The 20,031-nt window shown below is 42.7% G+C and carries 20 protein-coding genes; 10 read left to right on the forward strand and 10 right to left on the reverse strand.

Features of this window, described 5'->3' with window-relative positions:
• Positions 1-443: 443 nt before the first annotated feature.
• Positions 444-635 (reverse strand): cold-shock protein, encoded by a 192-nt coding sequence (locus LKO26_RS00135; RefSeq protein ID WP_124985582.1) that lies wholly within the window; start codon positions 633-635, stop codon positions 444-446.
• An 851-nt stretch (positions 636-1,486) separates the two neighbouring features.
• Here LKO26_RS00135 and LKO26_RS00140 point away from each other — a divergent pair.
• The 6 genes from LKO26_RS00140 to serS all read left to right on the forward strand — a co-directional run bounded on the left by LKO26_RS00140 (position 1,487) and on the right by serS (position 7,374).
• Positions 1,487-2,005 (forward strand): GNAT family N-acetyltransferase, encoded by a 519-nt coding sequence (locus tag LKO26_RS00140; RefSeq protein ID WP_227585770.1) that lies wholly within the window; start codon positions 1,487-1,489, stop codon positions 2,003-2,005.
• 163 nt (positions 2,006-2,168) lie between these two features.
• A complete protein-coding gene (locus tag LKO26_RS00145) occupies positions 2,169-2,702 on the forward strand; it encodes a hypothetical protein (protein ID WP_227585771.1) in 534 nt (177 codons plus the stop codon).
• 338 nt (positions 2,703-3,040) lie between these two features.
• Positions 3,041-4,165: a glycosyltransferase gene (locus LKO26_RS00150; RefSeq protein WP_227585772.1), complete on the forward strand. Its 1,125-nt coding sequence runs from the start codon at positions 3,041-3,043 to the stop codon at positions 4,163-4,165.
• Between the two features lie 3 nt (positions 4,166-4,168).
• On the forward strand, positions 4,169-5,422 hold the full coding sequence (locus LKO26_RS00155) for a polysaccharide biosynthesis C-terminal domain-containing protein (RefSeq protein ID WP_227585773.1): 1,254 nt from the start codon (positions 4,169-4,171) through the stop codon (positions 5,420-5,422).
• 56 nt (positions 5,423-5,478) lie between these two features.
• Entirely contained in the window at positions 5,479-5,979 is a 501-nt protein-coding gene (locus LKO26_RS00160; RefSeq protein ID WP_227585774.1) for a hypothetical protein, read from the forward strand.
• 123 nt (positions 5,980-6,102) lie between these two features.
• Entirely contained in the window at positions 6,103-7,374 is a 1,272-nt protein-coding gene (serS, locus tag LKO26_RS00165; protein WP_227585775.1) for a serine--tRNA ligase, read from the forward strand.
• A 91-nt stretch (positions 7,375-7,465) separates the two neighbouring features.
• Here the strand turns inward: serS and LKO26_RS00170 are convergent, their stop codons facing one another.
• The 9 genes from LKO26_RS00170 to LKO26_RS00210 all read right to left on the reverse strand — a co-directional run bounded on the left by LKO26_RS00170 (position 7,466) and on the right by LKO26_RS00210 (position 17,211).
• Positions 7,466-8,254 carry a hypothetical protein gene (locus tag LKO26_RS00170; RefSeq protein ID WP_227585776.1) on the reverse strand — a complete coding sequence of 263 codons (789 nt, stop codon included), beginning with the start codon at positions 8,252-8,254 and terminating at the stop codon, positions 7,466-7,468.
• A gap of 121 nt (positions 8,255-8,375) precedes the next feature.
• Positions 8,376-9,119: a sulfite exporter TauE/SafE family protein gene (locus LKO26_RS00175; protein WP_227585777.1), complete on the reverse strand. Its 744-nt coding sequence runs from the start codon at positions 9,117-9,119 to the stop codon at positions 8,376-8,378.
• Position 9,120: 1 nt separating this feature from the next.
• Complete coding sequence (locus LKO26_RS00180; RefSeq protein ID WP_317206362.1) at positions 9,121-9,573, reverse strand: FixH family protein; 453 nt, start codon at positions 9,571-9,573, stop codon at positions 9,121-9,123.
• Between the two features lie 9 nt (positions 9,574-9,582).
• Positions 9,583-11,031 (reverse strand): cytochrome c oxidase accessory protein CcoG, encoded by a 1,449-nt coding sequence (ccoG, locus tag LKO26_RS00185; RefSeq protein WP_227585778.1) that lies wholly within the window; start codon positions 11,029-11,031, stop codon positions 9,583-9,585.
• Positions 11,032-11,128: 97 nt separating this feature from the next.
• Entirely contained in the window at positions 11,129-12,010 is an 882-nt protein-coding gene (locus tag LKO26_RS00190; protein ID WP_227585779.1) for a c-type cytochrome, read from the reverse strand.
• Between the two features lie 5 nt (positions 12,011-12,015).
• On the reverse strand, positions 12,016-12,183 hold the full coding sequence (locus tag LKO26_RS00195) for a cbb3-type cytochrome oxidase subunit 3 (RefSeq protein ID WP_227585780.1): 168 nt from the start codon (positions 12,181-12,183) through the stop codon (positions 12,016-12,018).
• Positions 12,184-12,228: 45 nt separating this feature from the next.
• Entirely contained in the window at positions 12,229-14,490 is a 2,262-nt protein-coding gene (ccoN, locus tag LKO26_RS00200) for a cytochrome-c oxidase, cbb3-type subunit I (protein ID WP_227585781.1), read from the reverse strand.
• A gap of 5 nt (positions 14,491-14,495) precedes the next feature.
• Complete coding sequence (gene ccoS / locus LKO26_RS00205) at positions 14,496-14,702, reverse strand: cbb3-type cytochrome oxidase assembly protein CcoS (protein ID WP_227585782.1); 207 nt, start codon at positions 14,700-14,702, stop codon at positions 14,496-14,498.
• 121 nt (positions 14,703-14,823) lie between these two features.
• On the reverse strand, positions 14,824-17,211 hold the full coding sequence (locus LKO26_RS00210; protein WP_227585783.1) for a heavy metal translocating P-type ATPase: 2,388 nt from the start codon (positions 17,209-17,211) through the stop codon (positions 14,824-14,826).
• A 90-nt stretch (positions 17,212-17,301) separates the two neighbouring features.
• Between LKO26_RS00210 and LKO26_RS00215 the strand changes: the two genes are divergently transcribed.
• The 4 genes from LKO26_RS00215 (at position 17,302) to LKO26_RS00230 (ending at position 19,947) form a co-directional block, all read left to right on the forward strand.
• Positions 17,302-18,015, forward strand: a complete 714-nt coding sequence (locus LKO26_RS00215; RefSeq protein WP_227585784.1) for a Crp/Fnr family transcriptional regulator — start codon at positions 17,302-17,304, stop codon at positions 18,013-18,015.
• Positions 18,016-18,104: 89 nt separating this feature from the next.
• Positions 18,105-18,920: a 3-methyl-2-oxobutanoate hydroxymethyltransferase gene (gene panB / locus LKO26_RS00220; protein WP_227585785.1), complete on the forward strand. Its 816-nt coding sequence runs from the start codon at positions 18,105-18,107 to the stop codon at positions 18,918-18,920.
• Complete coding sequence (locus LKO26_RS00225) at positions 18,920-19,252, forward strand: hypothetical protein (protein WP_227585786.1); 333 nt, start codon at positions 18,920-18,922, stop codon at positions 19,250-19,252. Before panB ends, LKO26_RS00225 begins: the two co-directional genes overlap by 1 nt.
• Positions 19,249-19,947, forward strand: coding sequence for an RluA family pseudouridine synthase (locus LKO26_RS00230; protein ID WP_227585787.1), 699 nt, complete (start codon positions 19,249-19,251; stop codon positions 19,945-19,947). The genes LKO26_RS00225 and LKO26_RS00230 overlap by 4 nt, the downstream gene beginning before the upstream one ends.
• Positions 19,948-20,031 lie beyond the last annotated feature (84 nt).

Genomic DNA, 20,031 nt, shown 5'->3' on the forward strand with positions numbered 1-20,031 from the left:
TAGTCCTTAACTCCTCCGGAGATTTTTTTTTGTAGCCATTTTATATGTTTTTTAGGGTTTAATAAAAACAAAATTACTAAAACGGCGAATGGGAAAGCTACCGGAGGTTTAGTTCAACAGTGTATTTGCAAAAAACGGGGTGAAGTTTTCCTTTGAGAATTTATTTTTAATATCCGCAAAAATGCTTTTCATCTTTCTTTTTTTTCTTAATTTAGAAATCTGAAAAAGCATTTTGCTCCAGGCGGTATTCTTTCCACTTTTGGTTTGCAGTAGCCCGTTCTTCGCAAATACTTTTTCGTTAGCCGTAATACAATTCAAGACACATAGAATATCAAAATAATAAACGCTGATTCCTTTTTGAAATCAGCGTTTATTTAAATACTTTAAAATCACATTAGGATTTGATTGGTTTTTAACCACAATCCATTGACTTTAAACTATAATTAAATTCTTCTTACTTTAACAGCCGCCAAGCCTTTCTGACCTTGTTCTGTATGGAAAGAAACTTTATCACCTTCTCTGATATCATCTATCAAATTTGAAGTATGAACAAAAATTTCTTTACCTGTTTCTTGAATTGTAATAAATCCAAAACCTTTTGAATCATTAAAAAATTTCACTGTACCTTCTTGCATAATAATTACTTTTATAAGAGAATTTATTATTTTAAACTCTCATATTCTTATCAACTTAACGTGTGATATTTAACGTTTAATAAAATGAGACTAAAATCAATAATAAATTGAATATATTGAAAGTAAAAATCAAAAGGGGGTAAAATACAGTAATTTAAGAAGTGTTTGGCTTGGCACCAAAAATTTAAAAATAAAGTAAATCAAACACTCTAGTTTGTAACTTATAATATATCATCTCTGATATTAGTGCAAATATACTAAAATAAAATTACTCTTGCAAATAAATTAAATAAAGGTTGTTTATCATTAAAAATCAATTTGTACTACAGCTAACAATGGTCGCCGTTGCACAACCCCAATTTTCTGCAAATAATGGCCAAAATGTGTAAAATATGACCTCTTCAGAAGCGATTTTGGGGAGGTTTTGATTTACGGTGGGAAAATTATTCGGGATTTCAGGTGGGCTTATACGCGGGCTGTAACGGTTCTGATGAGATGGTTCTGGCAAAACCACAAATTCATCCCTGGTACGGGTAGAATTTGGGCATTTCGGTGAACTTTTCGGGTAATACAATAAATCATTACCATAACCAACTGGATAACAATGTTTTACACGATTATTTTCAACAAAAACCCGTCGCCATCAAAAAATTAGTTTAACTTTGGAAAAGGAGTTGTGCAACAAGCACAAGGGTTTGGCGTCATGCGGGGTTCAGTGGTTAAATTCAAGTTCAGTTCTTCGATTGAACTTTTGTGCAAAACTGAACATTTGTGCTTCGATTTCCGCTCCTTCGCCAAGCTGCCGAACCGTTAGCTGCAACCTTATCAAAACTGCGACCAACAAAGATAGAATGGAAAATATTGACATTGAGAAAGTAGCAATAAATGACATTGACCAATTACAAAAAATTGGACGACAAACTTTTTACGAAACATTTTCTGAAAGTAACACCGAAGAAAATATGGAAAGTTATTTAGAAAATGGTTTTTCGACTGACAAATTAAAAACTGAACTTAATGACAAAAACGCAGAATTTTATTTTGCGAAAATTGACGAAAAAATAATTGGATATTTAAAACTGAACTTCGGACAATCTCAAACCGAACTAAAAGACGACAAAGCTCTTGAAATTGAGAGAATTTATGTGCTTAAAGAGTTTCACGGAAAAAAAGTTGGACAAGTGCTGTATGAGAAAGCAATGCAGATTGCCGAAGATAGAAAAGTGAATTATGTATGGCTGGGAGTTTGGGAAGAAAACCCAAGAGCCATCCGCTTTTATCAGAAAAATGGATTTGTAGAATTTGACAAACACATTTTTAGATTAGGAGATGATGAACAGACTGATATAATGATGAAAAAGTTTTTGTAAAAAACTATTTATAGGAGTTGCGGATGCAATAGGTGCAGCCGCTGGTGCTGTCGCAGGTTCTGCTACAGTTATAGGTGGTATAGCGGGTGGAATTGTTGGTGGAAGTGCTGCTAGTGCAGGATTTGCAAAAGCATGGGATTTGTTTGCAGAATAAATTATTCTTATGAAAATATTTAGTTGCATCCTATTGTTTATAGTTTGTCATAGTTCATTACATTCACAGACTACAGAAGATTGGAATTCTATTTCATCAGGAAAATGGGCCTTTGAAGTGAATCCTAGTTTGTTTGTGCTAAATTACAAATTGGATTTTTTTCTTTCATCTGATGATAAAAAATATTCAATAAATGAAATTTTGAAAAGTAAAAATTTAGATGTTGATGAGGGAAATGCACAAAAATTTAAACATGGTGATACTTTTTATTTAGTTACTAATTTTAAGAAAAAGTATAGAATATTTAGGATATTAAAAGAAAGGGATCGATATTATTTATTGTGCAGTGAGGATGAAAAAATATGTGATTGCAAGCAAAATAGTTTTATTTATTTTAAAAATAAGAATATTTTGCAAAGAGTCGAAAAACCTTTTTCATTTTCACTAAAAAATAATTTGATGGATAGATTACAAACGCAAAATATCCAGATACCTAGTAATACCGACACAATGTCTTATTGTGAAGTTTTAGAGTCTCTTTAGTATTCAAATATAAAAGAGTGTATTAAATGAGCACGACTTGATCGTGCTTTTTTTCCAAAGTTAAAGTTAATACTCCAATTTTAACCTGTCTGAAAAAAGCAGCCATGTACCGACTTCTAACTGGACTGGAATCTGCACAATATGGAAACGTAATAGTGACGTTAATCTCTGCAGTACTCCTTTCATTAGTCGTGACACCGCTGATAATGAAAATTATAAAACCGGCGACTGGATAGAAGTAATGCTTCCCGGTTTTTCAAACCGGCTTTTAACAACGATTCGCCAAAATATCCTATTTTTGTGTAGCTCGCCCAGAAGCAGCGCCGCTAAAGCAGTTTATGTCCCGCATTTTATTTTTAACCACCGCACACCAGTATGACGACGACCGGATTTTTTATCATCAGGCGCAGGAACTGCACGCCCGCGGTCATCAGGTGAAAATATGTAGCCTATCTTCTGTGTTTACTGGAACTCTGGCCGGCATTGAAATTGAATCCCGGGAGATGCTCCATTTGCCGGTACAGGAAAAAATATCAATTTTGCGCGAAATCTGTGCTGATTTTATGCCGCAATGCATCATCTGCTCAGAGCCTCTGGCAGTCGTGGCTGCCCGTCAGTTCGCCCGAAAGCATACCGCCACCGTCATCTATGACATTACAGAATGGTATCCCTCTCAGCGCATGCTACAGCGTTATCCGCACCCTGCGAAAATCTTCCACTTCTTCCGCTTCTTCCTGATTCATCTCTATGCCGGAGCCGTGAGCAACCGGCTGATTTTTGGCGAAAAATACAAGCAGTTCCCCCTGAAACAGTTGTTTCTCTGGAAGAAAAGTTTGCGTTCCACTTATTATCCGGATCAGAAGTATATTTCACCCGCAGTAAAACCGCTTACGCCCGGCGAAATCACCCTGGCCTATACCGGTTCCTTCAGTCGGGAGAAAGGCATTGAACAGTTTTTTGAAGCGGCAGATGTCTTCAGGAAAAACCGTCCGGACATCCGGACCCAATTATTACTGGTGGGATTCCGGGAGAAGGGCGGGGATTATTTTGAAGCGCTTCTGGGTAAGTACAAATGGGAATCCCTCATTATAAAACCACCGGCGGCATTCGAAGATTTTACGGATTCGTACGCAGAAGCGGATCTCTGTTTTGATCTGAGACCGGCAACTTTTGAAAATCACCATTGCCTGCCCATCAAATTGTTTTATTACCTGGGTTCCGGCAAACCGGTGATTTACAGTGATTTGAAGGCGATTAGAAAGGAAGCGCCTGTGCATCAGTTCGGATTTCTGGCAGATCCTGGAAATGCTGAGGAAATTGCGGCGAAAATTGCGTGGTATGTAGATCATCCGGATCAGTATCTGGCACACGCTCGTGCCGCTCGTCAGCTGTTCCTGGAAAAGTTTCACCGGGGAATCCTGCACAAGGATTTTGTGGAATTTGTAGAACAGGCAATTCCGTAACCTATGAGCAGGACTTTTATACACACCTTTCTGGCGCGGGCACTGATCATTGTCCTCAGCTTTGCCATCATCATCTGCACCACCAATATCTGGGGCAGCGAAGGCAAAGGCATTATTTCAATGCTGATTGCAGATCTGGCCATCATCGGGTTTGTGAGCAATGTTTTCGTGGGCGGCAGCATGACGTATTTTGCATCCCGCCACCGTACAGAGCAGATTGTTCTGTATGCGTATCTGTGGTCGGCAGTAGTGGGACTGGCGGTTCCGGTGGTATTTCACACTCTCATTCATGAAGTGTATGACCTCACGTATTTGATGGTACTTTCGGTGCTTTTTGCGCTATTTACGGCCAATATCAACCTCTTTATTGGTCAGCAGAAAATCCGGTGGTTTAATGTCTATTCCATTCTTCAACAGGCCGGGCACCTGCTCTTCATGCTTTTTTTGGTTTTTGGGCTGCAGATTCGTGAGGTGGATGCCTATTTTCAGTCGCTGGTGCTCTGTTATGCGCTTTTGTTTGTGCTGAGTTCCGTTCAGTTGCTCAGGAAGATGAAGTTTTCTGCCCTCAGTTTTTCGGGTAAAATCATCGCCAGTATGTTTTCATACGGCTGGAAATCCCAATTGAGTGCCTTTATGCAGTTTCTCAATTACCGGCTCTCTTTTTATTTCCTTGAATTTTTCCGGGGAATGGGCAGCGTGGGGGTGTTTTCTGTAGGTGTAGCGCTTTCTGAGGCCATCTGGGCGGTGAGCAGAAGTTTATCCCTGATTTTATATGCAAAAGTGGTCAATAGCGAAGACGAAAAGGAATCCCTGAAACAAACCAGAATTTCCCTGAAACTGAGTTTTGTGATTACCTTATTTTTTATCCTGATTATTTTCCTGATTCCGGCGCAGGTGTATACCTTAATTTTCGGTGCGGAATTCCATGAGGCCAAAATGATTTTTATGCTGCTGTCTCCCGGGATTCTGGCCATTGCGGTGAGTAACATCATTGGACATTATTTTGCGGGTATCAATGCGCTGGGCATTCTGAATGTGAAATCTCTCGCCGGCCTGGCGGTTACGGCGGTGGCCTCTTATTTTATGATTCCGCGGTGGGGCGTAGCGGGTGCATGTGTGGCAACCACGTTATCGTACTGCGTGTCATCCGGCATTTTATTGTTTAAATTTTACCGCATCACACATTTCAGTGTGAGAGATTTTGTACTTACCCGCGCAGAATGGCGGCTGGTGATAAGAAAATTCCGCCGTCATTAACGCAGGAAATGCCGGATATTTGATGGCCGAAAGGTTCAATTTTCTATCTTTGTTTCATGAAAAATCTTTTTTTCTCCTTCCTCGTACTGGGAACAGCCGTTCTTTCCTGCCGTCAGGATACAGATGAACTGCAGCGCATAGATCAGGTGGTACATCTTTATATAGATTCACTGGGTCAGGACATGCTGAATTCCAAAATTCCGGGATCATACTTCTCGGTAACCATGAACGATGTGGATGGCCAGACCGATAATGCTCCGGTAGCAGTGAGTTTAAGAAAAAATGAAGATACCCTGACCTATATTCAGTATACTGCCGGAGCAACCCGCATATTGACCGATTCTGTGAGTCCGGAACAGAAAACCTACCGCTCCCGCATTGCCCTGAACATGACCCGGCGCATTAATGACAGTACCACCGCGCTGACCAGTGATACGCTGGTACTGAATTACTTGTATACCGCTCAGGTTTTTCAACTTTCATCTGCCTTATACAATAATGTACAGGTCTTTACCAAAGCAGACGGCCAGCCAAATGTGATTCAAATCCATAAATAGGCGTTTCGGCAAGCAGAAAAATTGTAAATTTGCACGAATGGTGAAAAATAGTGCCTTTGCCTGATTTTCTGCAGGTCACGGGCTGTTATTCCCTATAATAATCACTCATCAATACGATTTTAGATGTTACAGGTTAATTTTTTGCGCGATAATAAAGAGCGCATTTCCGAAGGTTTAGTTAAAAGAAACTTCAAAGAGCTGCATTTGGTAGACGATGCCATTGCTGCTGATGATGAACGAAAAAAGTATCAGTTCGGGCTGGATCAGAATCTGGCAGAGATGAATAAAATCTCGAAAGAAATCGGGATGCTGATGAAGGAGGGCAAAAGAGAAGAAGCAGAAGCTGCCAAGGCAAAAACGGCTGAGTACAAGGAAAATTCACAACAACTGCAGCAGAAACTGAAAGAAACCGAATCCAGACTTCAGGAAATTTTGTACCTGATTCCCAATATTCCCCACAGCAAAGTAGTAGCAGGAACCGCTGCAGAAGATAATGAAGTGGTGTACCAGTCTCATGATGTGGAAGGTCTGGGCGAAGGTGCCATCCCACACTGGGAACTGGCAAAGAAATACAACCTGATTGACTTTGAACTGGGCGTGAAAATTGCCGGAGCTGGTTTTCCGGTCTATCTGGGTAAAGGCGCGCGTCTGCAAAGAGCACTGGTGCAGTATTTTCTTGATAAAAACACCGACGCGGGATATCTGGAAGTGAATCCGCCGCATGTGGTGAATGAAGCGTCAGGATACGGAACCGGACAGCTGCCGGATAAGGAAGGACAAATGTATTTTGTGAATGAAGACAATCTCTATCTTATTCCTACCGCTGAAGTACCTGTGACCAATATTTACCGTGATGTGATTCTGGACGAAAAGGATCTTCCGGTTAAAAATACGGCATTCTCACAATGTTACCGTCGGGAAGCAGGCAGCTACGGGGCGCACGTTCGTGGCCTGAATCGTCTGCATCAGTTTGAAAAAGTGGAAATTGTACGCATAGAACATCCGGAAAAATCTTATGAAGCTCTGGAAGAAATGGTGCAGCACGTGAAAGGAATTCTGGAAGATCTGGAATTGCCGTTCCGCATCCTCAGACTTTGTGGTGGTGATATGGGCTTTACCTCTGCCATGACCTATGATTTTGAAGTGTGGAGCGCCGCTCAGGAGAAATGGCTGGAAGTAAGTTCTGTGTCCAATTTTGAAACCTTCCAGGCCAACCGTCTGAAATGCCGGTACAAAGGCAGTGAAGGCAAGGCACAACTGGTACACACCCTGAACGGATCTGCTATGGCACTGCCAAGGATTATGGCCGCGTTGCTGGAAAATAATCAAACGGAAAACGGCATTAAAATTCCTGCAAAAGTGGCAGAATATGCCCGCTTTGATATGATCAGCTGATTGACGATTATTTGATCTATACTATATAATCCACCGCTTCAGCGGTGGATTTTTTTTTATTTTGATAACGAACGGTCTCGTATGACTTGATCTATTTGGTGTGCACCACAATTTTTTTGTCTTTATTCTTTAGTTTTTTATCCTCATCCCAGAGATCTGCAGTTCTTACGTTGACCCGAATAGTACGGTCATCCAGCTGTTCTACAAAGTCATGTTTCCCTACAATTTTCTGAATTGGCCGCTGGAATTTAAGGGTGTGCGTGAAGTTTCCATTCACCATTTTCATCAGATTAAGCATCCCGTCTGCCATTTGTCTGCCATAGGCTTCTACGGAGTCTGATTTCGTTTTGGGTTTGGGCAAGGGAGTACGTTCCGGCTTCTGCAGGTCGTAAAGGGTTTCCGCTATCTGAAATTTTTCGGTGTCTATTTCCAGTTTGCTGCCGTTCCACTGGGCAATATCCTGCAGCGGAATACTTTTCAGTTCCTTTTTATGGGCGAATAGTTCTGCAATTTCTTCAGGCTGCAGTTTATCGGATTTCAGTGAAATGCCCAGAATTTCACCTTTGTTTTTGTTCAGTTTTACAAACATTTTCTTCAGCGCACCCACTTCCTTTTCATTCAGCACGACTTTGCCGTCCTTCTGCATATCGTACAGACTCTTCCATTCCGTTGTAATCTGTTGCAGATCCGGCACAGCGTGAACTGTCTGGTCTTCTGTGCCCAGCATTTTCAGCATGCCCATCATACCCTGATCAATCAGGATACTGGATTCCATGCTGGTCGCCGCATCTTTATAGTACGTGGTTTCGGTGTTTACAGAACAGGATTGCAGCAGGATGAGTATGCCGGCTGCGAGCCATAGTCCGGATTTCTTGAGCATTTCTTTGATTTTTTCAAATGTATGATTCAAATAAAATGCCGAAGTTAAAGCAAATGTTCTCGGGTGATTTGAAGTGAAAAGACAATCTCAGATAAACCTGCGAATCTCATTGAACAAGATATTAATGACAGGTGGAATGATCTCCGTGATGATGCTCCGCAGAGTCATTGTGGATGACCTGCATGGCTTCTTCTTTTGGGGAAACAAGTGGGATGCCCAGTTCCATACCACGCAGTACAAATAATCCGCCGAGGATGAGCATGACTATAGGAACAATCTTCAGGACTTTCAGCCGGAATGCGGAACTCATCATACTTCCGAAGAAGACCACTGCAAACATAAAGGGAAAAGTACCCAGCCCAAAAGTGGCCATGTACAAAGCGCCCTGCCATATTCCGCCTGCTGCCAGAGATGCGGTGAGCGCCATATAGACCATGCCGCAAGGCAGAAATCCATTCAGCAATCCTGTAATGAACCGGGACGAATAGCCCGGACGCTGCAGGTATTTGCCGAGATTCATTTTTACAGACAATAAAAACTTTGACAGGAAGGGAATTTTTGAGGCAAAATCTTTTCCGCCGAATGAAAATACGGCCATAATCATCAGCAAAAGGCCTACTCCTATGGTGAGGTAGCGCTGAATGCCCGCCACGTGAAATCCTTCGCCTACAATGCCCAGTAAAGCACCCAGCAAAGCGTAGGTACATATTCTGCCCAGGTTGTAAGTGATATTTTGCAGTTGAAAGTTCAGTGCCTGTTCACGGGTGAGACCCATAGACAAGGCTATGGGGCCGCACATTCCTATGCAGTGAAATCCAGAAGCAAATCCCAGAATCAGTGCCGAAAGCAAGAGACCGGTTTCCATATTACCATTCTAAATCGTAATCCAACTGATAGTTTTTCTGATCTTTTACCCAGTGCATCCGCAGAACATAATGCCCGTTAACCATCACGTTTGCCGGTACAAAGATGCTGTTTCTGTTGTCCAGTTTCATATCCCGGATGATGTCCAGCCGCTGATCATCTGCGCGGTGCAGGTCTATGCGGAAGGTGCTGTTATTATTATTGATGGCTGCCGGGAAAACAATACGGATTCCTTCTTCGTTCTGTATATACTCAGGTTTTTCTGGAAGCTGTTCTGCCAGTGTTTTGGCATCAATTACTTTTTGATATTCAAGTTCTTCTTCGTAATAATTTTCGGTGATGAGTTCAGAATTGCTCATGGTACTGGTGAAATAGAAAATAAGTCCCAGTATAAATAGCATAAATGTTCCCAATGCGATTGCAACGCCGTGTCCCCACGATATTTTCTTCAACATATTTTTTTATTAAAACTGTAATTTAAACGGCCCTTCGAAATAGGTTTCATAATCATCAATAAGTTTACCATTTTCATCGTAAATACCAATGACAATGTTTTGCTTGGCACGGGTAATCTCCTTTTCCGGGAAACTCACAGAAACAGAACCTTTGGCCATTTCGTCTTTGTTTACATGAATGGATTTCTGGCCTATGGCTCTGACCTCGCCATGTGCCGGGCTGATGACTTTGATGGTGATTTCGCGGTCGTTGTTGGTTTTATTCAGCAAGGTGTAATTGTACGTATTATAGATGTAGCCGTCCCGTACCACGTATGAAGTTCCTACGGGTTTAATGAATTTTGCTTCCATTTCTGCACGGTTATACAGCAGGAATCCCAGGAATCCGATGAGCAGCATCAGCACTACACTGTAGGCTTTCATCCGGTTGGTAAATCTGAATGGTTTTTCCGATTCTATTTCATCTTCGGTCGCATACCGAATGAGGCCTTTTGGCAGACCTACTTTCACCATCACTTCATCACAGGCGTCTATACAGGCGGTGCAGTTTACACACTCCAGTTGTTGTCCGTCGCGGATGTCAATTCCTGTAGGGCATACTACCACGCACTGGTGGCAGTCTATACAGTCTCCTTTTCCTGCCGCTTTCCGGTCTTCATTTTTTCTCCATTTCGCACGGTTCTCGCCGCGTTTGTAATCGTAGAATACATTAATGGTCTGTTTGTCTATCAGTACCCCCTGCAGTCTTCCGTATGGACAAACCAGGGTGCAAACCTGCTCACGGAACCACGCAAATACAAAGTAAAACGCACCGGTAAAGAGAATCATGACCAGAAAATTGGTAGGGTGGGCGAAGGGACCTTCTGCCATAATTTGCAGTACCTGCTCGTAACCTACAATATACATGAACATGAAATGGGTAATGATGAGGGAAATGAGTGCAAAGATGAACCATTTCAATCCCTTTTTCCAGATCTTCTCAGTATTCCAGGGCTGTTTATCCAGTCGCATCTGCTTGTTTCTGTCGCCTTCTATGGCATATTCCACTTTGCGGAAAATCATTTCCAGAAATATAGTCTGAGGGCAGATCCACCCGCAGAATATTCTCCCGAAAACTACCGTAAACAGTAATATGAACACAATAGAAGCGATAGCGCCAAGTGCCAGGATAAAGAAATCCTGAGGATAGAACGGCTGCCCCATAATGTAAAACTCACGATCCAGCACATTAATGAGTAGCATTGGATTTCCGTTTATTTTGATAAATGGAATTCCAAAATAGATGATGAGTAAAACTACAGATACCAGGTACCTGTAATTGGTATATTTTCCTTTTGGTTTGCGGGGAAACACCCACTTTCGTTTTCCGGTTTGATCCATAGTTCCCACGGAATCGCGGAATGTTTCCGGATTTAAAACCTGTCCTTGCCCTCCTTTGTAGTTGGTATCTTCTGACATTATCTTTAGCAATTATTTTAAAAGAAAAAACATAATTCGCTACCTCTTCACTTGTGAATTAATAACGAATTATGTTTTCTATATTTTTCAAAGTTTCTTATTCTTTTTCCCAGTTGGCCGGGTCTCCTTGCGGAGCAGCCCCTCCTTCAGCCACAGTTATTGGTTGTTTTTCCTGGTTAATATGATAAATATAGGCAGCCACATTCTGGATGTCAAATCCTGTAAGTACCCCGTTTTTTCCGAATGCCTGCATGGTAGGGTTGTTCTGGGAACCGTTTTCAACCATGTGGAAAACCGTTTTGAAAAGCGTGGATTCCGGCTGGTTAATCCAGTAGTTATCTGTAAGGTTGGGCCCAATTCCTCCTTTACCATTGTCCATATGACAGGACACACAGTTGGTTTTAAAAACCTCTTCACCTGCAGCAATATTATCTGCAGAATATACTGCATTTTCTATAGTTGGTGGCGGCGTTTCTTCCATCCATTTAGCAATACTCGCAATCTGCTCTTTGTGCTCTATTTCATATTCCTTAATAGGATCTGCAAAATCCGTAAGGAAGAAAGAGGCCATGTACAGAACACAATATGCTACGCCGAAGTAGAAGAGTCCCAGCCACCATTTCGGCAACTGATTGTCCAGCTCCATAATCCCGTCAAACCCGTGGTCGATAAGGATATCTTTTTCTTCAGTATTAGACTGCTTCTTGAATGCTCCCTTGTACAGCCCTACGAAGTAGTTTTCTTTCTTCAGTTCCAGATACTGAGCCTTCTCTTCTGGAGATAATTTTTTAAAACGGTCGTTTTCTATAAGGTCACCAATGGCGTGGTGAATAAATGACATAATGATACCGATTACTACCGTTCCCCAAAAATAAGGCGAGGAGAAGAATGCTGTGCTTTGCACAAACATATAATAAACGATGAATAACAATACCAGTACAATAATAATGTTAATGTAAACCGGGGTTCTCTGTTTCATGATGGTTAATTATTTGAATTAAATGGTTGGTCATCGTCCAAAGGGGCACGCTCTTCATCACGATAATATTTTTTTGGCCTGCTGAATACATAAAATATCAGTCCCAGAAAAAATATCAGTAGTGCCAGCAGGGAGAATATCTGCAGTAATGATGCATAATCTCCGTTCGCCATTATATCCTTTAAACTTTGAGGTATCATAATCTTATTTACTGATGATTAATCGATACTTGCGGTTTGAATTTCGGTCGTTTTAATGTCTGTTCCCAATCTTTGCAGATAAGCAATCAGTGCAATAATCTCCTTTTTCTCCAGTTCGCCTGCCGGTCTTGTAGCGTATGCTGCTTTCAAATCCGGTGCTTCCGCATAAATATCTTTTACAATCTTGGCAGCCTGGTTATCTGCCCACTGGTCGGCACTGTCTATCTCTGCTTTGGTGTATGGAACATCAAACGTGGTTTTGAGACGATTCAGTTTTGCAGTCATAGTAGATCTGTCCAGGTCTTTGGCAATCAGCCATGGATATCTTGGCATAATGGAACCTGCAGAGGTAGATCTCGGGTTGTACATATGCTTGTAATGCCATGAACTTGGGTTCTTGCCTCCCTGTCTGTGCAAATCTGGACCGGTTCTCTTAGATCCCCAAAGGAACGGGCGGTCATATACAAACTCACCTGCTTTGGAGTATTGTCCGTTTTTACCGTTAAAACGTACCACTTCATCACGGAACGGACGAATCATCTGCGAGTGACAGGAGTTACAGCCTTCACGGATATACAGGTCTCTTCCTTCCAGTTCCAGTGGTGAGTAAGGTTTTACCGCCGAAATGGTTGGAACGTTTTCCTTGATGGTCAGCGTAGGAATAATCTGAACAGCACCACCTATCGCAACTGCCACGAAAGCGAGAATGGACAGCAATACCGGCATTCTTTCCAGCCAAAGGTGTTTACCTTCTCCTTCTTTACGTTCATTACTGATTTTGGCCAGTGCAGGTGCTTCTGCAGGAACTTCTTTCTGGAAAGAACCTGATCTTACAGTAGCAACAACGTTAATACACATCAGGATTGCTCCGGAGATATACAGGAATCCTCCTACAAATCTCATGATATAATAAGGAATAATCGCCGTTACAGTATCCAGCCACTGCTTATAAACCAGCGTTCCGTCCGGATTAAATTGTTTCCACATCAGTCCCTGAGTGAATCCGGCGATATATAATGGAACGGCGTAGAATATAATACCTAAAGTTCCAAGCCAGAAGTGCCAGTTGGCCAGTTTTACAGACCAAAGTTTGGTTCTCCACATAATCGGCAGCAGGTAGTAAATCATACCAAATGCCATGAATCCGTTCCAGCCCAGTGCACCTACGTGTACGTGACCGATTACCCAGTCTGTGTAGTGACCGATTTTATTTAAAGTTTTTGTAGCCAGCAAAGGACCTTCGAAGGTGGCCATACCATAACAGGTTACCGCAACCACGAAGAATTTCAATACCGGATTTTCTCTTACTTTATCCCAGGCTCCACGCAGGGTAAGAAGTCCGTTCAGCATCCCTCCCCAGGACGGAGCGATCAGCATGATGGAGAATCCGGTGGCCAGAGCTTGTGCCCAGCCTGGAAGCGCCGTGTACTGTAAGTGGTGAGGACCGGCCCAGATGTATACGAAAATCAGTGACCAGAAGTGGATGATGGATAATTTATAGGAGAAAACCGGGCGGTCCGCTGCTTTTGGCAGGAAATAATACATGAGCCCCAGAATAGGAGTCGTCAGTACAAAAGCTACTGCATTATGCCCATACCACCATTGTACCAATGCATCCTTCACACCTGAATAAGCGGAATACGATTTCCAGCCGGCAAAAGATACCGGAACTTCCAGGTTATTGAAGATGTGCAGCATGGCAATAGCAATCCACGTGCCCAGGTAGAACCAGATCGCTACATACAGGTGGCGCACTCTTCTTCTGGCAATGGTTCCGAACATATTGATTCCGAAAATCACCCAGATTACCGTAATCAAAATGTCTATCGGCCATTCATGTTCTGCATATTCCTTGGAGGTATTGATCCCCATGAAGAAAGTAATTACTACCGCTACAATCATTAACTGCCAGCCCCAGAAGTGAATCCACGAAAGGGTGTCACTGTACATTCTTGTTTTCAGTAAACGCTGCATAGAATAATATGCACCGGCAAAGAATCCGTTACAGACAAAGGCGAAAATCACGGCACTTGTGTGCAACATCCGGATTCTTCCGAAGCCAAATGCACCCTGGGAGTTGATCAATCCCTGAATGTTGCCGGCTGCAAGACTTTTGATGGTGTCATCATCAGTACCGAGGAAAAATTCCGGTAATTCGGGATAGAACAGCATGAGGGCTGCCGTAAGTCCGAACAGGAATCCTACCACACCAAAGACAACCGTCGCGTACAGGAATGCCCGGACAATACTATTGTCATAACTAAACTTTTGTGTTTCCATATCAATTAATCACTTTTTTCTTCTGATTTATTTGCAGATTTATTTTGGTCATCTTCGTGTCGGTCAGCAGGATTGTCACGGTCCAGCAACATCCTGATCGCGGGCGATTCATCATCTTCAAACTGCCCTTTTCTTGCATTGTAGATGAAGATAATCAGGAATACTACTCCTACAGAGACGCTGCAAATGATCATCAAGTAGAGTATATCCATATTGTAAGGCAAATTTAGTAATATATGAAAGCCCAAATTTAAAGAAAAATAATGATATTAATCAGTAAACACCAAAATCAATTAATTTAAAATGTTTCTAAATAAGACCAAAAATTCTTATTTAAAAAGGCTTCCCAAAGTACTTAAAACTTCTGATCCAGGTGGTTGCGCTCGTAAAAATCACCACACTGATGGAGCTGATGGGCATCAGTATGGCTGCAACCAGCGGTGACATATATCCCAGAACGGCAATGGTAAGGCCAATGACGTTATACGTAAGGCTCAGAGCGAAGGTACATTTTACAATGGTGATGGCATCCCGGGTAAGATCCAGGTACTGATCCAATACGGTGACTTTGTCCCCATGCATAATCACATCAGATGAGGGGGTGAAAGAGTGGGTGTCATCTGCCACTGCGATTCCCACATTACTCTGTTTCAGTGCACCGGCATCATTCAGTCCATCGCCCAGCATCGCCACTTTCTGACCTTGTTCCTGAAGTTCACGGATGAAATTCAGTTTGCTTTCCGGATCCTGGTTGAAACTCATTTTTTCTGCCTGCGGAATCATTGTCCGCAGATGTGTTTCCTCTGATGCATTGTCCCCGCTCAGTACATGGATGTGGAACCTGCGCAGTCTGCCGAATAATGCCTTCAGATTCGGGCGGTACTCATTCTTAAAGATAAACCGGCCCAGGTATTCATCATCTTTGCTGATGTACACCGCTGTTTCCAGATTCTGGAACGGCTGTCCGTTGTAGCCTGCCGAACCTATTTTGTAGACGTGGCCACGTACCTTTGCACTATAACCTTTAGAAGGAATATCCGTGAAATCTTCGGCAGGGAAATATTCATCTTCGGTTTTGATGTTTTCGTAAAGCGTTTTGGACAGCGGGTGATTGGAGTTTTTCAGCAGTGATTTGATGTTTTTTAAATCTGCTTCTGCAATTTCTGTCCCGGTATAGGTGATGTTTGATTTTTTACTTTGGGTAATGGTTCCGGTTTTGTCAAAGACCAAAGTGCGGATTTTCGAGAGTTTCTCGATGGTTAAAGTATCCTTTACATAGAATTTATTTCGGCCCAGAATCCGCATAATGTGCCCAAAGGTAAACGGCGCCGAAAGTGCCAGCGCACAAGGGCAGGCTACAATCAGAATGGCAGAAACTACCTGCCACATTTTTTCGGTATCAATCTGATACCAATAGATTCCGGCGGCCAGGGTAATGCCCAGAATGATGATGGTGAAATACTTGCTGATGGTATTGGTGAGGGTGTCCAGACCGGTTTCGTGCTTTTTGAAGGCTTCTTTGTTCCAGAGCTGGGTCAGGTAACTTTGATCTACATTTTTTATAGCTTCCAGTTCCAGTACAGATCCCATTTGCTTGCCACCGGCAAATATCTTATCGCCCGGTTTCTTGGTCACCGTTGCACTTTCACCCGTGATAAAACTGTTGTCTATATTGCCTTCGCCACTGATCAGGATGGCATCTACCGGAATAATTTCCTGATTGCGTACCATAATCCGGTCCCCGATTTTCAGCTCAGAAAGCATGATGTTGTTTTGCTTGCCTTCAAAATCGACCTTGGTTACGGCAATGGGGTAGAAAGATTTATAATCCCGGTCATAGGAAAGGGCGCTGTAGGTTCTGCGCTGGAAAACCTTGCCCAATAGCATGAAGAATAACAGTCCGCAGAGGGTGTCAAAGTAGCCAGGGCCATAGTCTGTAATCATTTCATAGATGCTGCGTCCATATAATACCAGTATTCCCAGAACGATGGGCACATCTATATTGATGACTTTATTTTTCAGTCCGTACCATGCCGACTGGAAATAGCCGGAAGCAGAGTAGAATACCACCGGTGTAGACAGCAGGAACAGGATATAGCGGAAGAGATGCTTGTATTTATCAAACCAGAAATCTGAGGAACCCAGGATTTCGCCGGCATATTCCGGGTAAGAGAAAAACATTCCGTTTCCGAAGGCAAATCCGGCAATGCCGAGTTTAATCAGTAAGCTTTTGTCCCAGTTTTCAGGGTTTTTATCTGCCGTTTCCAGATTAATGACCGGTTTGTATCCCAGATTGGTGAGGAATTTTGCCAGTTCACTGAGGGGTAATTTCTGGTGATTAAAGGAAATCTGAACGGTTTTCCGGGTGAAATTGACATGCGAATATTTAATGTCCGGATGCAGCGTGTGCAGACTTTCCAGCAGCCAGATGCATGATGAACAATGGATAACAGGAATTTTGAAAGTCACCAGCGTGGTTTCACCTTCAGAAAAATCGGTTACGGCATCAAAAATCTCCCGGGTGTCCAGATAATCAAATTCCTGTGTGTTTTTGTCCGGACGGATGCCGGAACTTTTATTGAGTTCATAAAAATTCTGCAGTCCGTTCAGGTTTAATATTTCGTATACAGATTTGCAACCGGTGCAGCAAAATACCTTGCCGTCCAGTGTTATGCGCTCTGTATCTGCAAGTTGTCCGCAATGAAAACAATTATCCGCCACTCTTCTTTTTTATTGAATGTACAAAATTAGGGTAAAAAACTTTGTGCCTCCGTTTAAAAAGCCCTATTTTTGCTGATAAATATCATAAAAATGTCTCAGGAAAAACAGATGATGCTGGAGAAGCTGATTCGGGATGTATTCAGTGCGGAAGAACTGCAAAAACGACTCTCTGCCGAAGATTTTAAAAAGTATCAGCATACTACAGAAAATGTGAAGTACCGCAAAGGTGAAATGCTTTTTGATGAACAGGAACTTCCTCAGAATGTGTATCTTATAAAGAAAGGAACCGCAAAGCTTGCCAAGCAGGGCTCCTATGGCAAAGAGCAGATTCTTCGTTTTATTAAAGAAGATGATCTCATAGGCTACCGTTCTATTCTTTGTGGTGAAAATTTCCAAGCCCGGGCAGAAGCCATGACCGATATTGAGGCAGTGAAAATTCCGGCAGAATTTTTCATGTATCTTTTGGAAAACGATGGTAAACTTTCTTTTGTCATGCTTCAGAAGACCGCTTTTGAACTTGGCGAAAGTGCCAATACCGTAACATTCCTCGCTCAGAAAACCGTACGCGAAAGACTGGCAGAAATTCTGCTTTTACTGGAGCAAAAACTGGGAACAGACCCTGAAGGTTTTATCAATATCTCACTTACCCGAGAGGAAATTGCCAACCTCATCGGAACGGCTACTGAAAGTGCCATACGGCTCATTTCGGAGTTCAAACAGGATAAACTGATTGAAACTGAAGGCAGAGCCATTAAAATTCTGAATCACGACAAGCTCATTAAATTAGGACACGTTATCATTTAATTTTATACAGCCAGCAATCAGCAGCCGGCTGTTCTTTTATTCTATTTTCTGCATTGCTGATGGCAGAAAACCAAATACCAGACTGCGCTATGTCCGTTCACTCTGAATTAAAGAAAATTACGACAGAAACTTTGCGAAAAATGAAATTCGACAAAGAAAAGATAACCATGCTTACGGCTTATGATTTTACTACTGCAAAAATGGTGGATGCCGGCGGGGTAGATTCCATACTGGTGGGTGATTCTGCGGCCAATGTGATGGCCGGGCATGAAACAACGCTTCCCATCACCCTGGATCAGATGATTTACCATACGCAATGCGTAGTACGGGGTGTAGACCGTGCGCTGGTGGTGGCAGATCTTCCTTTTGGGACTTACCAGAGCAACCCGGAGAAAGCGCTGGAATCTGCGGTAAGAATGATGAAGGAAGGAGGTGCGCACGCCATTAAAATAGAGGGCGGTGCAGAAATAGAAGATTCCATCCGCAAGATTGTGAATGCAGGAATACCGGTGATGGCACACCTGGGACTTACGCCACAGTCCATCTATCAGTTCGGTACCTATAAAGTCCGGGCCAAGGAAGATGCCGAGGCAGAAAAATTACTCAGTGATGCGCGCCTGGTGGAAGAACTGGGATGTTTCGCTCTGGTACTGGAGAAAATTCCGGCCGGTCTGGCCAAAAAAGTAACCGAAAGCATCTCTATTCCTACCATAGGAATAGGTGCAGGGGCAGATTGTGACGGACAGGTGCTGGTGTATCATGATATGGTGGGGATGAACAAAGGATTTTCGCCAAAATTTCTGAGAAGATACCTCGATTTGCATTCCGAAATTACCGGAGCAGTTTCACGGTATGTAAGTGATGTGAAAACCGCTGATTTTCCTAATCAAAACGAAAGTTATTAATGAAAAATTTACAAATGATACAGGGGATTCTTTCCCTGGCAGCAATATTTTGTCTGGTGGCGGGTTGGATGAATCTGTTTTCGCCGGAAATCAATGATTTTCTGTACCGGAAGGTGTTTTTTGTGCTCATAGGGGCCAGTTTTTTATTCATGGCGCCTGTAATCTCCAATAAAAATTTCATCTATCCTATGTATATTGCCGGTGTGCTTTGCATAGCCGGTTCTTTTATACCGGAAGAAAACCGTTTTGCCGCTATTAAAACAATCGGGTTGTTTGCGGGTGTCATTATTTCCCTGTTTAACAGACCTAAAGTGCAGCGTGATCAGTCATGACCCGTCATCACAAGAACTTTGACGCATCGCAGATTGTTTTTGAAGACAACCATCTGCTGATTATTAACAAAAAAGCCGGCCAGCTGGTACAGGGAGATAAAACCGGTGACGTTTCATTGCTTGACTTCATCAAGGATTTTATTAAAGAAAGAGATCAGAAACCCGGAAATGTGTTCCTGGGTCTGGTGCATCGTATAGACCGGCCTACCTCGGGTCTTGTGATTTATGCCAAGACATCAAAAGCACTCACCCGCCTCACCGTGATGGTAAAAAACCGGGAGATCAGGAAAATCTACTGGGCAGTGGTGGCCAAAGAAATGATTCCGCAGCAAGGTCGTTTGATTCATTATCTGCAGAAGAATGAGAAAACCAATAAAGCCACGGTCTTTACAAAGCCTACGGAGAAAGCAAAAGAAGCCATCCTGAATTACGAAATTATTAAAGTTCTGGATAATTTTCAGTTGCTGGAGGTGGATCTGGAGACCGGTCGTCATCATCAGATTCGTGCACAGTTATCTCGACTTGGGGTGCCTGTGAAAGGTGACCTGAAGTACGGCTCGCCGCGTTCCAATCCAGATGGGGGCATTCATTTGCATGCCCGCCGGCTGGAATTTGTGCATCCTGTGACCAAAGAATCAATGGTCATTACTGCGCCGGTGCCGGCTCGTGATGCGTTGTGGGCCGCTTGTGAATAAGGTGCTACTTCTCCCCGTATGATGTGTTTGATGATACTAAAGTAAAAAAATCCTTCAAAGCTTGGCTCTGAAGGATTTTTAATA

It is taken from the genome of Chryseobacterium sp. MFBS3-17, assembly GCF_020687745.1.
In the GTDB taxonomy this organism is placed as follows: domain Bacteria; phylum Bacteroidota; class Bacteroidia; order Flavobacteriales; family Weeksellaceae; genus Marnyiella.

Bases quoted from the DNA above. Each gene is read 5' to 3' on its own strand.
- LKO26_RS00135 (WP_124985582.1), bottom strand. From the start codon at position 635: ATGCAAGAAGGTACAGTGAAATTTTTTAATGATTCAAAAGGTTTTGGA.
- LKO26_RS00140 (WP_227585770.1), top strand. From the start codon at position 1,487: ATGGAAAATATTGACATTGAGAAAGTAGCAATAAATGACATTGACCAA.
- LKO26_RS00145 (WP_227585771.1), top strand. From the start codon at position 2,169: ATGAAAATATTTAGTTGCATCCTATTGTTTATAGTTTGTCATAGTTCA.
- LKO26_RS00150 (WP_227585772.1), top strand. From the start codon at position 3,041: ATGTCCCGCATTTTATTTTTAACCACCGCACACCAGTATGACGACGAC.
- LKO26_RS00155 (WP_227585773.1), top strand. From the start codon at position 4,169: ATGAGCAGGACTTTTATACACACCTTTCTGGCGCGGGCACTGATCATT.
- LKO26_RS00160 (WP_227585774.1), top strand. From the start codon at position 5,479: ATGAAAAATCTTTTTTTCTCCTTCCTCGTACTGGGAACAGCCGTTCTT.
- serS (WP_227585775.1), top strand. From the start codon at position 6,103: ATGTTACAGGTTAATTTTTTGCGCGATAATAAAGAGCGCATTTCCGAA.
- LKO26_RS00170 (WP_227585776.1), bottom strand. From the start codon at position 8,254: ATGCTCAAGAAATCCGGACTATGGCTCGCAGCCGGCATACTCATCCTG.
- LKO26_RS00175 (WP_227585777.1), bottom strand. From the start codon at position 9,119: ATGGAAACCGGTCTCTTGCTTTCGGCACTGATTCTGGGATTTGCTTCT.
- LKO26_RS00180 (WP_317206362.1), bottom strand. From the start codon at position 9,573: ATGTTGAAGAAAATATCGTGGGGACACGGCGTTGCAATCGCATTGGGA.
- ccoG (WP_227585778.1), bottom strand. From the start codon at position 11,031: ATGTCAGAAGATACCAACTACAAAGGAGGGCAAGGACAGGTTTTAAAT.
- LKO26_RS00190 (WP_227585779.1), bottom strand. From the start codon at position 12,010: ATGAAACAGAGAACCCCGGTTTACATTAACATTATTATTGTACTGGTA.
- LKO26_RS00195 (WP_227585780.1), bottom strand. From the start codon at position 12,183: ATGGCGAACGGAGATTATGCATCATTACTGCAGATATTCTCCCTGCTG.
- ccoN (WP_227585781.1), bottom strand. From the start codon at position 14,490: ATGGAAACACAAAAGTTTAGTTATGACAATAGTATTGTCCGGGCATTC.
- ccoS (WP_227585782.1), bottom strand. From the start codon at position 14,702: ATGGATATACTCTACTTGATGATCATTTGCAGCGTCTCTGTAGGAGTA.
- LKO26_RS00215 (WP_227585784.1), top strand. From the start codon at position 17,302: ATGTCTCAGGAAAAACAGATGATGCTGGAGAAGCTGATTCGGGATGTA.
- panB (WP_227585785.1), top strand. From the start codon at position 18,105: ATGTCCGTTCACTCTGAATTAAAGAAAATTACGACAGAAACTTTGCGA.
- LKO26_RS00225 (WP_227585786.1), top strand. From the start codon at position 18,920: ATGAAAAATTTACAAATGATACAGGGGATTCTTTCCCTGGCAGCAATA.
- LKO26_RS00230 (WP_227585787.1), top strand. From the start codon at position 19,249: ATGACCCGTCATCACAAGAACTTTGACGCATCGCAGATTGTTTTTGAA.